Source organism: Streptomyces prunicolor NBRC 13075, from assembly GCF_000367365.1.
GTDB lineage: Bacteria > Actinomycetota > Actinomycetes > Streptomycetales > Streptomycetaceae > Streptomyces > Streptomyces prunicolor.
Window position 1 is genome coordinate 36508 of record NZ_BARF01000015.1, and the last position, 11936, is coordinate 48443.

The 11936-nt window shown below is 69.3% G+C and carries 9 protein-coding genes; 1 reads left to right on the forward strand and 8 read right to left on the reverse strand.

Translation table 11 applies throughout. The features are described from left to right. Nucleotides 1-223 precede the first annotated feature (223 nt). The gene (murA, locus tag SPR02S_RS07840; protein WP_019056393.1) at nucleotides 224-1570 is read left to right on the forward strand and encodes a UDP-N-acetylglucosamine 1-carboxyvinyltransferase; all 1347 of its coding nucleotides are present in this window, start codon (nucleotides 224-226) and stop codon (nucleotides 1568-1570) included. Between the two features lie 124 nt (nucleotides 1571-1694). Here the strand turns inward: murA and SPR02S_RS07845 are convergent, their stop codons facing one another. From SPR02S_RS07845 to SPR02S_RS07880, 8 genes are all read right to left on the reverse strand, one after another. Beyond that, nucleotides 1695-1976, reverse strand: coding sequence for an HU family DNA-binding protein (locus SPR02S_RS07845; protein WP_019056394.1), 282 nt, complete (start codon nucleotides 1974-1976; stop codon nucleotides 1695-1697). Nucleotides 1977-2394: 418 nt separating this feature from the next. Then, the gene (locus SPR02S_RS07850; protein ID WP_019056395.1) at nucleotides 2395-3834 is read right to left on the reverse strand and encodes an NAD-dependent malic enzyme; all 1440 of its coding nucleotides are present in this window, start codon (nucleotides 3832-3834) and stop codon (nucleotides 2395-2397) included. A 339-nt stretch (nucleotides 3835-4173) separates the two neighbouring features. Beyond that, nucleotides 4174-6486, reverse strand: a complete 2313-nt coding sequence (locus tag SPR02S_RS07855; protein ID WP_019056396.1) for a HelD family protein — start codon at nucleotides 6484-6486, stop codon at nucleotides 4174-4176. Between the two features lie 163 nt (nucleotides 6487-6649). Further along, nucleotides 6650-7411: an anti-sigma factor family protein gene (locus tag SPR02S_RS07860; protein ID WP_019056397.1), complete on the reverse strand. Its 762-nt coding sequence runs from the start codon at nucleotides 7409-7411 to the stop codon at nucleotides 6650-6652. Nucleotides 7412-7449: 38 nt separating this feature from the next. After that, nucleotides 7450-7971: a sigma-70 family RNA polymerase sigma factor gene (locus SPR02S_RS07865; protein ID WP_019056398.1), complete on the reverse strand. Its 522-nt coding sequence runs from the start codon at nucleotides 7969-7971 to the stop codon at nucleotides 7450-7452. 329 nt (nucleotides 7972-8300) lie between these two features. Beyond that, the gene (locus tag SPR02S_RS07870; protein WP_019056399.1) at nucleotides 8301-8894 is read right to left on the reverse strand and encodes a CGNR zinc finger domain-containing protein; all 594 of its coding nucleotides are present in this window, start codon (nucleotides 8892-8894) and stop codon (nucleotides 8301-8303) included. Between the two features lie 268 nt (nucleotides 8895-9162). After that, on the reverse strand, nucleotides 9163-10323 hold the full coding sequence (locus SPR02S_RS07875) for a uroporphyrinogen-III synthase (RefSeq protein WP_019056400.1): 1161 nt from the start codon (nucleotides 10321-10323) through the stop codon (nucleotides 9163-9165). 124 nt (nucleotides 10324-10447) lie between these two features. After that, on the reverse strand, nucleotides 10448-11821 hold the full coding sequence (locus tag SPR02S_RS07880; protein ID WP_019056401.1) for a nitrate/nitrite transporter: 1374 nt from the start codon (nucleotides 11819-11821) through the stop codon (nucleotides 10448-10450). Nucleotides 11822-11936: the final 115 nt, after the last annotated feature.

Here is an 11936-nt window from a genome sequence, read left to right on the forward strand (position 1 = left end):
ATGGGGGACGCAATGCGGGTACCAGAGTGCATGCAGCTCAGGGCGCACCGAAGCGTCCTCCGCGCACGCCCCCGCCCTGTGACCCCATGTGCCCGATTGGGAACGGTTCGTGTTGTGACACAGCTATGACGTGGCTGAGCGGTCCTCGGGCTTACAGGAGGGGGGTGGGCGGCGATTACTCTGTCTCTTCGGCCCCTGCCCAACTCCACGGAACGCGAGATTCATGACCGTCAACGGCTCAGACGACGTACTGCTTGTCCACGGCGGAACCCCGCTCGAGGGCGAGATCCGTGTCCGCGGTGCGAAGAACCTCGTACCCAAGGCCATGGTCGCCGCCCTGCTGGGCAGTGAGCCAAGTCGACTGCGCAACGTACCGGACATCCGAGACGTTCGTGTCGTACGCGGACTCCTGCAACTGCACGGGGTGACGGTCCGTCCGGGTGAGGAGCCGGGCGAGCTGGTACTCGATCCGTCGCACGTCGAGAGCGCCAACGTCGCCGACATCGATGCCCACGCGGGCTCGTCGCGCATCCCGATCCTGTTCTGCGGTCCGCTCCTTCACCGGCTCGGGCACGCGTTCATCCCGGGGCTCGGCGGCTGCGACATCGGCGGCCGGCCGATCGACTTCCACTTCGAGGTGCTGCGGCAGTTCGGCGCGAAGATCGAGAAGCGGGCGGACGGCCAGTACCTGGAGGCCCCGCAGCGGCTGCGCGGCACAAAGATCCAGCTGCCGTACCCGTCCGTCGGCGCGACCGAACAGGTGCTGCTGACGGCGGTGTTGGCGGAGGGCGTCACCGAACTCGCCAACGCGGCCGTGGAACCGGAGATCGAGGACCTCATCTGCGTACTGCAGAAGATGGGCGCGATCATCGCCATGGACACCGACCGCACGATCCGCATCACCGGTGTGGACTCGCTCGGCGGCTACACCCACGCGGCCCTCCCGGACCGCCTGGAGGCCGCGTCCTGGGCGTCGGCGGCGCTGGCGACCGAGGGCAACATCTACGTCAAGGGCGCGCAGCAGCGCTCGATGATGACGTTCCTCAACACCTACCGGAAGGTGGGCGGTGCCTTCGCGATCGACGACGAGGGCATCCGCTTCTGGCACCCCGGCGGCCAGTTGAAGTCCATCGCGCTCGAAACGGACGTGCACCCGGGCTTCCAGACGGACTGGCAGCAGCCGCTCGTCGTCGCCCTCACGCAGGCGACGGGCCTCTCCATCGTCCACGAGACGGTCTACGAGTCCCGGCTCGGCTTCACCTCCGCGCTCAACCAGATGGGCGCACACATCCAGCTCTACCGCGAGTGCCTCGGCGGCTCGCACTGCCGCTTCGGCCAGCGCAACTTCCTGCACTCGGCGGTCGTCTCGGGCCCGACCCGCCTCCAGGGCGCCGACCTGGTCATCCCCGACCTCCGCGGCGGCTTCTCGTACCTCATCGCGGCCCTGGCGGCCCAGGGCACGTCCCGCGTCCACGGCATCGACCTCATCAACCGCGGCTACGAGAACTTCATGGAGAAGCTCATGGAGCTCGGCGCGAAGGTCGAACTCCCGGGCAAGGCGCTCGGATAGCCGTAGAGAATCGGATAGCCGTAGAGAAGAAGCGCTCCTACGACGATGGGGCGGCCACCCTGACCGGGTGGCCGCCCCATTCGCGTTACTGCCTCGTACGCAATCCCGTCGCGTACGCGAGGGCCTACTTGCCCTTGGCGGCTTCCTTGAGCTTCGAGCCCGCGGACACCTTGACGCTGTAACCGGCGGGGATGTTGATCGGGTCGCCGGTCTGCGGGTTGCGCGCGGTGCGAGCGGCACGGTGGGTGCGCTCGAAGGTCAGGAAGCCGGGGATCGTGACCTTCTCGTCGCCCTTGGAGACGATCTCGCCGACGGTCTCGGCGAACGCGGCCAGAACGGCGTCGGCGTCCTTGCGGGTCACCTCGGCACGGTCGGCCAGCGCGGCCACCAGCTCACTGCGGTTCATGTTGTTACTCCCGTGTTCTTCTTGCCGTTTGAGGCGTGCCACGCGGCGGAGCCGCATATCGGGCACGGTGAAGCCGATGCTGCCAGGGTCCTCGGTGAGTCCCCGGACCCGGGTCCGTCGTCCAGACCCTCGCGCCCGAAGACGCATCCTGCCCCTACCTGCGGCGGGAAAGCCAATCCGGCACCCGTAGGAGTCGCGAGAACACCCTTGGGAGTCACACGAAGAGCGCCACGCCCTCTGCGTGGTGACGCTCCGTCGGCTCCCGGCAGCGAGGGCCGGGCCTGGAAGGCCCGAAACCTGGCCGCCACGATAAACGGCCGCCGAAGGCCCCGGGTTCCGCGACGCGCCGGTGTGCGCTCGGCCGTGGCGATCCTCACAACCGCCGCACACCCGCCGCACACCCGCCGTTCGAGGGGTTCTACGACGCGGAGGGCGCCGTCGAGGCCGCCGCCGCTCCCGCCGCCTTCGCCGCGTCGCGCACCGCGCCCGCGACCGCTCCGGCGACCTTGTCGTTGAAGACGCTGGGGATGATGTAGTTCGCGTTCAGCTCGTCCTCGGTCACCACGTTCGCGAGTGCGCTCGCCGCGGCGAGCATCATCTCCGTGTTGACGGTGCGGGACTGCGCGTCCAGCAGACCGCGGAAGACACCCGGGAAGACCAGCACGTTGTTGATCTGGTTCGGGAAGTCCGAGCGGCCCGTGGCCACAACTGCGGCCGTCTGACGGGCGATCGTCGGGTCGACCTCGGGGTCCGGGTTCGCGAGCGCGAACACGATCGCACCCTCGGCCATCGCGGCCACGTCGTCGCCGTCGAGGACGTTCGGGGCGGAGACGCCCACGAAGACGTCGGCGCCGCGCACGGCCTCCTTCAGGGTGCCCGTGAGGGCGTCGGGGTTGGTGTTGTCGGCGATCCAGCGCAGCGGCGAGTCGGGCTTGGCGTCGACCAGGTCCTCGCGGCCGGCGTGCACGACGCCGTGGATGTCGGCGACGACCGCGTTCTTTACGCCGGCGGCGATGAGCAGCTTGAGGATGGCCGTACCGGCCGCGCCCGCGCCGGACATGACGACCCGGATGTCACCGATGCCCTTGCCGGCGACCCGCAGCGCGTTCGTCAACGCGGCGAGGACGACGATCGCGGTGCCGTGCTGGTCGTCGTGGAAGACGGGGATGTCGAGGGCCTCGCGCAGCCGGGCCTCGATCTCGAAGCAGCGCGGTGCGGAGATGTCCTCCAGGTTGATGCCGGCGAAGCCCGGGGCGATCGCCTTGACGATCTCGACGATCGCGTCGGTGTCCTGGGTGTCCAGGCAGATCGGCCAGGCGTCGATGCCGGCGAACCGCTTGAACAGGGCCGCCTTGCCCTCCATGACCGGCAGCGCGGCCATCGGGCCGATGTTGCCGAGGCCCAGCACGGCCGAACCGTCCGTCACGACCGCGACGGAGTTGCGCTTGATGGTGAGGCGGCGCGCGTCCTCGGGGTTCTCCGCGATCGCCATGCACACGCGGGCCACGCCCGGGGTGTAGATCATGGAGAGGTCGTCACGGTTGCGGATCGGGTGCTTGGACTGCATCTCGATCTTGCCGCCGAGGTGCATGAGGAACGTACGGTCCGAGACCTTGCCCAGGGTGACGCCCTCGATGCCGCGCAGCTGCTGGACGATCTCGTCGGCGTGGGCCGTCGAGGACGCCGCGATGGTGACGTCGATGCGGAGCTTCTCGTGGCCGGAGGCGGTCACGTCGAGGCCGGTCACCGAGCCTCCGTGGGACTCCACGGCCGTGGTGATCTGGGATACCGCCGTTCCGCTGGCGGGCACCTCCAGACGGACCGTGATCGAGTAGGAGACGCTGGGCGCCGTAGCCATGGCCGACTTCCTCTGCTTTCACCGTTGAGCTGAGTACGCGTTCCGATGGTCGCACCTACTACCGGGTAGGCGTTAGCCGCCCCCGATTGCGAACGTTTTGTTCGCAAGAAAAAGAGGTCCCCGTCACTTTTCCCGTGACGGGGACCTCTCTGACAAGCAATGACACCGACCCGCCATGCTCGCCTCGCGGCAAGTGGTCGCTCTAAGCGACGAAGGTTGGGCCCGGGGGCTTGGATCGGGCCGGTGTCACATCCAGGCTAACAAACAGATCCCGTAAGACCATTCCCATCCCGAGAGTTCGTCGAAAGCACCCCTCGGTCGGACCCGCGATCGATCCCCTCAGTCGCGGAGCAGATCCGGCACCCCGTTCGCGTCCGGCTCGTCCCGCTCGGCGGATACGACCGTGAGCTGCTGGGTCGCGCGGGTGAGAGCGACGTACAGGACACGGAGCCCGGCGGGCGACTCGTCGGCGATCTCCGCGGGCGAGACGACGACCGTCGCGTCGTATTCGAGCCCCTTGGCCTCCAGGCTGCCGAGGGCCACGACCCGGTCCCCGAGGCCGGTGAGCCAACGGCGGGCCTCCTCGCGGCGGTTCATGGCGACGACCACGCCGACGGTGCCGTCGACACGGTCGAGCAGCTGGGCGGCCTCCGCGCGGACGGACTCCGACAGCGAGTTCCGTACGACGGCGAAGTGCGGCTTGACGCCCGTTGAGCGGACCGCCGACGGGGACTCGGAGCCGGGCATCGCCAGGGCCAGGACCTTCGCCGCCAGTTCCGCGATCTCGGCCGGGTTGCGGTAGTTGACCGTGAGGGTGAAGCGGCGGCGGGGGCGGGAGCCGAGGGCCTCGTCGCGGGCCTCGGCGGCCTCGTCGGGGTCGGACCAGGAGGACTGGGCCGGATCTCCTACGACCGTCCAGGTGGCGTGCCGACCGCGGCGGCCGACCATGCGCCACTGCATCGGGGTGAGGTCCTGGGCCTCGTCGACGATGACGTGCGCGTACTCGACGCGCTCCTGGGCGAGCCGCTCGGACCGTTCGCGCTGCGACTCCTCGCGCGTCGGCATCAGCTCTTCGAGGCCGGTGAGCTGGTCCAGCGGGTCCAGGTCGCGCCGCTTGCGGGGGCGGGCCGGGGTGCCGAGGATCGCCTGGAGTTCGTCGAGGATGGCGACGTCGTGGACCGAGAGGCCCTCGCGCTTCAGGGCGCGGGCGACCCTGCGGACCTCGCCGGGGTTGAGGATGCGCCGGGCCCAGCGGCCGAGCTTGCGCTCGTCGGACATGGACGCCAGGACGGCGCGCGGGGTGAGTTCGGGCCACCAGGCGTCGAGGAACGCGATGAAGTCGTCCTCGCTCGCGATGTCCTCGTCGAAGGACGAGCGCAGTTCGGCGGCCAGCTCGGGGTCCGTGTGCCGGCCTGCCGAGCCGGAGCGCTCCCACAGGGCATCCAGGAGGAGCTTGCGGGCGCGCGGACGCAGCATGTTGACCGGGGCCGTACCGCTGAGCGCGCTCTGCCGGACGCGCTCCAGGTCGGCGGCCTCCAGTTCGAGCCGCCGCCCGAAGGCGACGACCCGCAGCCGGTTCGGCGCGTCGCTCAGCTCCAGGGCCCCGCGCGCGGCCTTCCGCAGCACCGCGAGCATCCGGTACGAACCCTTCGCGCGGGCCACGGCCGGGGAGTCGTACAGGGTGGCCTCGGCGCCGTCGACGAGCGAACCGATGGCCCGGATGGCGACCTGGCCCTCCTCGCCGAGGGACGGCAGGACGCCCTCGGTGTACGCGACCAGCAGCGGGGTGGGCGAGACGATGAGGATGCCGCCCGCGTACCGGCGCCGGTCCTGGTAGAGCAGGTAGGCGGCGCGGTGCAGGGCGACGGCCGTCTTGCCGGTCCCCGGGCCGCCCTCGACGTAGGTCACCGAGGCGGCGGGGGCGCGGATCACCAGGTCCTGCTCGGCCTGGATGGACGCCACGATGTCGCGCATGGTGTGGCTGCGGGCCTGGCCGAGCGCGGCCATGAGGGCGCCGTCGCCGATGACGGCGAGCTGCTCGCCTTCGAGGAAGGCGGTCAACTCCGGCCGCATCAGGTCGTCCTCGACCCCGAGCACCCGCCGCCCCTTGGACCGGATGACGCGACGCCGTACGACACGTCCCGGGTCGACCGGCGTGGACCGGTAGAAGGGCGCGGCGGCGGGCGCCCGCCAGTCGATGACGAGGGGCGCGTACTCGGAGTCGAGGACTCCGATACGGCCGATGTGCAGGGTCTCGGCGATGTCGGCGGTCTGGTCGTCCCGGACAGCACCTTCAGCCGGTTCTACGGCGGTGTAGGCGCCGTCGGGCCCCTTCTGGCCGTCCTTCCCGAGCAGGAGGTCGATCCTGCCGAAGAGAAAGTCCTCGAACTCGTTGTTGAGCCGGTTGAGGTGGATACCGGCGCGGAACACCTGTGCGTCCCGTTCGGCGAGCGCGCCGGGCGTGCCGACCTGGCCGCGTTTGGCCGCGTCGTTCATGAGGAACTCGGCCTCGTGGATCTTCTCTTCGAGCCGCCGGTACACCCGGTCCAGGTGTGCCTGTTCGACGCTGATCTCCCGGTCCCGTAGTGAATCCTGGGCGGATTTGTCGGACACCGTGTCGAGCGCGGTCTCCTGTTGAGCCTGTGCGGCCACCGGGCCCCCTTCTGACGTGCTGGGCAGCCGTCAACCGTACGCGAAAGAAAGGCTCTGTAGCGAGGGGCGTGCCCGGTGGATCTTGACAAAGACGCGGGGCCCGGCACGCGCACCTGCCGCGTTCCGGACCCCACACACCACAACCGGCCAGTTGTTCGGTGCTTTACGCGTCGACCGCCACGAGCTTCTTGCCGTCGAAGGTCATGACCTCGAAGTGGTCGATCTCGTTCGGCGTGAAGGCCGCGCCGCCCTGGGCGTAGAGCGGGTTCTTGGCCTCGGCCTTGGTGGCGTTCGCGATGCCGTAACCCCAGGCCGGGACCGACCAGGAGCTCATGGTCTCGCGTTCGCCGTTCTTGCCTACGGCGATCAAGGAGCACTTCAGCGGGCCCTTGACGTTCTTGAGCTCGACGACCCCGAGGGTGCCCCAGTCCTTCTTGGACATCGCCACGGTCGCGGTCACCTTGGTGCTCGCGTCCGTCGCCGTGACCTTGTCGGACAAAGTGTCGAAGGTGGTCTTGGCGGGGGACGCTGCCACAGCGCCCTTCTGGCCCGAACTGTCGCCGCCGTTGGCCGCGATGACGGCCAGCGGTCCCGCGATGATCAGGGCCGCCGCGGCGGCGATCATGTAGAAACTGCGGCGACGCTTCAGGGCCCGACGGTCGCCGACGTCGTCGACCAGCCGCTCCACCAGCCGGGGACTGGGTTTCGCGGCCAGGGACTCGGCGATCGCCGGGGTGCCGGTGCCCGGCAGATCCGCGAGCGCCGCCAGCATCGGTTCCATCCCGGCCAGCTCGTCGAGCTGCTGGGCGCACCATTCACAGGTGGCGAGATGGGCCTCGAAAGCGGTTGCTTCGGCGTCGTCGAGAATCCCGAGGGCGTAGGCGCCGACGGTCTCGTGTTCGTTCGAGCCCTGAGATCCCTGCATGGAACCTGGACTACCCGTTCCGTATCCCCCGTAAATACTCATGCCGTCACCCCCCGCTCCTCCAGAGCAAGTTTCATCGATCGAAGGGCGTAGAACACCCTTGAGCGCACCGTGCCACTGGGGATGCCAAGCGTCTCGGCCGCCTCATTGACGGTACGCCCCTTGAAGTACGTCTCGACGAGCACCTCCCGGTGGGCCGGGGTCAGGTCGTCCAGCGCGTCCGACAGTGTCATCAGCCACAACGCCTTGTCGATCTCGTCCTCCGCGGGGATGACCTCCAGCGGCGACGGGTCCACCTCCTGCGGCCGGGCCTGCCGGCTGCGGTGACCGTCGATGACGATGCGCCGTGCCACCGTCACAAGCCAGGGTCGTACCGATCCGGTCGCCCGGTTGAGCTGGCCGGCGTTCTTCCAGGCCCGGATGAGCGTCTCCTGCACCACGTCCTCGGCACGTTGCCGGTCCCCGGCGACGAGCCGCAACACATAGGCGAGCAAGGGTCCGGCGTGCTCTCGGTACAGGGCACGCATCAGCTCCTCATCAGGTTCCGAGGACTGGGACATGCGATGTCGGGCCCTCGGTGCGTGTTCATTGGCCACGACGGAATCCTTGCGCACGCCCACCTCCGGTGTCCGGGGGTTCCCCCAGTCGGTCGCTCAGGGAGAGGTACGCGGGCGGGTGGTCGAGTGTTCAACGGGAGGCGACAGTTTTCTTGGAAGTGACGTGACGAGCGGGACATGAGTGCACATTCCCACCGTACGATCTTTACATTTCCACCACACGAGCAAGATCACGCGGGCTGCCCGTGCCGCGCCGGAGTGAAACGCACTGTTGTCGAAATCACTTCGACAATTGACGTCTGGTCAGTCCACAGAAGCCGCATAAGGGATTCTCAGGCTCGGGCGAGCGCCGCGCGCCGACGATGCCGGGCCACTCTCTCCCGGTTCCCGCAGACCTCACTGGAGCACCAGCGCCTCCGCCGCCCCCGGGACGTATCGAGATAAACGATCGGGCAGTTGTCCCCCTCGCACTCCCTCAGCGAGGCCCGCGCGACGGGATCGGTGAGCAGTTCTACGACGTCCCGAGCGATGACCGCGAGCAGCGCGTCGCACCCCGGAGTCCCGTCCAACTGCCGCACCAGCACGCCGTCTTCATCGCGTACGGCACGGGGGGCGGGGGGTGCGGCGCGGGCGAGGTCGTTGACGCGGGCGAGGGCGAGGTCGTAGGGCCGGCCGTCGGAACCGGAACTTCTCCGCACCAACTGCCCGATCTGCCCCCGCAGTTCACGAAACCCGACGAGCCAGCCGGAATCGACGTGCGCGAGCGGGGTGGCCGCGGGGACGAGCCCCGATCGGACGATCCACGCGCGCAGCGGCTCCGGCGCGTCGAGCCGTTCCTCGGGGTGCGTGGTCGCGAGGAGATCCAGACAGATCCGCCCGGCGTCGAAACGCAGCTCGTACGGGGCCATGGTCGAACCCAGTGCCATGTGCCTGTCACCGCCTAGGGATTGCCCCGGTCGGGAAACCGTTGTCTCTACAGTGCCTGCCCGCTCGCGCGGCCGGAACCCCTTGGGGCTTGTCGGCGCAGGGCGGGGTCATCCAGGTCAGCTCGTGGTGGCTCGCTCGCTTCTCAGTGCAGGTCGGTGAAATCCAGCCCGTCCGGCGATTGAGGACGAGGCCCTTTCGGGGCCGAAGGGGGGTCTGGGGGCGCAGCCCCCAGCTACGCCCCCATCAACACCCCGCACGAAAACCCGGTCAACCGTCGGAGTACTTCGTGTCGGCCGCCGGATCCAACGCCAGCCGATACCCCCGCTTCACCACCGTCTGGATCAGCTTCGGAGAACCAAGTGCCGTACGGAGGCGGGCCATTGCCGTCTCTACGGCGTGCTCGTCGCGCCCGGCGCCGGGCAGTGCGCGGAGGAGTTCCGCGCGGGCCACGACCCAGCCGGGGCGGCGGGACAGGGCCCGGAGCAACGACATACCGGCCGGCGGGACGGGGCGTAGCGCGCCGTCGACGAGGACCGCGTGGCCGCGGATCTCCACGCGGTGGCCGGCGATGGGCAACGTGCGGGCGCGGCCGGGGAGTTCCTGACAGAGGAGTTGGACGAGGGGGCCGAGGCGGAAGCGTTCGGGCTGGACCGTGGCGATGCCGTGGTTCTGGAGCGGGAGCGCGGTGACGGGGCCGACGCAGGCCGGGAGGACGTCGTGGTGGAGGGCGGCGAGGAGTTCGGGGAGCAGGCCCCGGGTCTCGGCGCGGGACAGGAGCGACGCGGCGGCCGGTGCGCTGGTGAACGTCAGCGCGTCCAGGCCTCGGGAGACCGTGGCGTCCAGGAGCCGGTCCAGCGGGGCGATGTCCTCGGGCGGCATCCACCGGTACACGGGAACGACGACCACGTCCGCTCCCCCGGCCCGCAACGACTCCACGAACCCGGGCAGGGGTTCGCCGTGCAGCTGGATCGCGACCCGGCGCCCCTCGACGCCCTCCTCCAGGAGCCGGTCCAGCACCTCCGCCATGGACTCGGACGACGGCGACCACTCCTCGGTCAACCCGGCCGCGCGCACCGCTCCTTTGACCTTGGGCCCGCGCGCGAGCAGTTCCACCCCGCGGAGCCGGTCCAGGAGCGCCTCCCCGAGCCCCCACCCGTCGGCGGCCTCGATCCACCCCCGGAACCCGATCGCGGTCGTAGCGACTACGACGTCGGGCGCCTGGTCGATCAACTCCTTGGTCGCGGCGAGCAGTTCACTGTCGTCGGCGAGGGGCACGATGCGCAGCGCGGGCGCGTGCACGACCACCGCGCCACGCCGCTGGAGCAGTACCCCCAGCTCGTCGGCGCGGCGTGCGGCGGTGACGCCCACGGTGAACCCCGAGAGGGGCCCGTGTTGCGTGCGCTCCGCTGGCTGCTGTTCCTCGTGCATGGCTCTCGTCCCGAACGTAGTCGTACCCGCAGTCGTACATGGAATGACCCGGTGCCTACATGCCGAACGAGCCTGTCAACGGCGCGTGACAGGCTCGGTTCGGCTTTATGTCGGCGGTGTTACGTCACACCTCGGCATAGCTGAGCTGCGACTTCGCCTCCGATGCGGAAGCTTTGGCCCGAGCCTGGGCGGTAGGGCGGCGAAGGTATACGGCCCAGGTGGCCGCGAAGCAGAGGCCGTAGAAGACGAGGAAGGCGACGAACGCGCCGGTCCCGGAGCCGGAGGAGAGGAACGACTGGCGGAAGGCGAGGTTGATGCCGACCCCGCCGAGCGCGCCCACGGCCCCGATGAGCCCCATGGAGGCCCCGGAGAGCCGACGCCCGTAGGCGGCGGCCTCGTCCCCTTCGAGCCCCTTCGCGAGGGCCTTGGTCTGGAAGATGCCGGGGATCATCTTGTACGTCGACCCGTTGCCGAGCCCGCTGAGCACGAACAGCACGACGAACACGGTGACGAACAGCGGCAGCGACTTCTCCATGCTGGCGACGACCAGGATCGCGGTCGCGGCGGCCATGGCGACGAAGTTCCACAGGGTGATCTTCGCGCCGCCGTACCGGTCGGCGAGCCAGCCGCCGACGGGACGGATGAGCGAACCGAGCAGCGGGCCGATGAAGGTGAGATACGCGGCCTGCAACGGCGTACGGCCGAACTGGACCTGAAGCACCTGCCCGAACGCGAACGCGTACCCGATGAACGACCCGAACGTGCCGATGTACAGGAACGCCATGATCCAGGTGTGCCAGTCGCGCGCGGCGTCCTTGGCGGCGCCGGTGTCGTTCTTGACGGAGGTGAGGTTGTCCATGAAGAGGGCGGCGAGGACGGCGGCGACGAGGATGAGCGGGATGTAGATCCCGAGCAGCACACGCGGCCCGCCGCTCGCGCCGATGATCGCGAGGGCGACGAGCTGGATGACGGGGACGCCGATGTTGCCCCCGCCCGCATTCAGCCCGAGCGCCCAGCCCTTCTTCCTCAGCGGGAAGAAGGCGTTGATGTTGGTCATGGAGGAGGCGAAGTTGCCGCCGCCTATGCCGGCCAGCAGGCCGATCCAGAGGAAGGTGTCGAAGGACGTGCCCGGCTTCATCACGACGAACGCGGCGATGGTGGGGATGAGCAGCAGACTCGCCGAGACGATCGTCCAGTTCCGTCCGCCGAAGACGGCGACCGCGAAGGTGTACGGCACCCGGACGACCGCGCCGACGAGCGTGACCATCGACGTCAGCAGGAACTTGTCGGCCGGGGTCAGCCCGTACTCCGGGCCCATGAAGAGCACCAGCACGGACCACAGGGTCCAGATCGAGAAGCCGATGTGCTCGGAGAGCACGGAGAACACGAGGTTGCGACGGGCGACCTTCTCACCGGTCTCCCGCCAGAAGGTCTCGTCCTCCGGGTCCCAGTGCTCGATCCACTTGCCGGGGGCTGGAGTTGGGGCCGGGGCTGTCATGACGCCTCCACGATGCACTACGAGGTAACGAGCAGTGATGCATCCCGAAGGTAGGGAGGGCGGGTTTCCGCGCTGTGGCTGTGAGTGACCGGAAGGGAACGTTGCTCTCACGGGC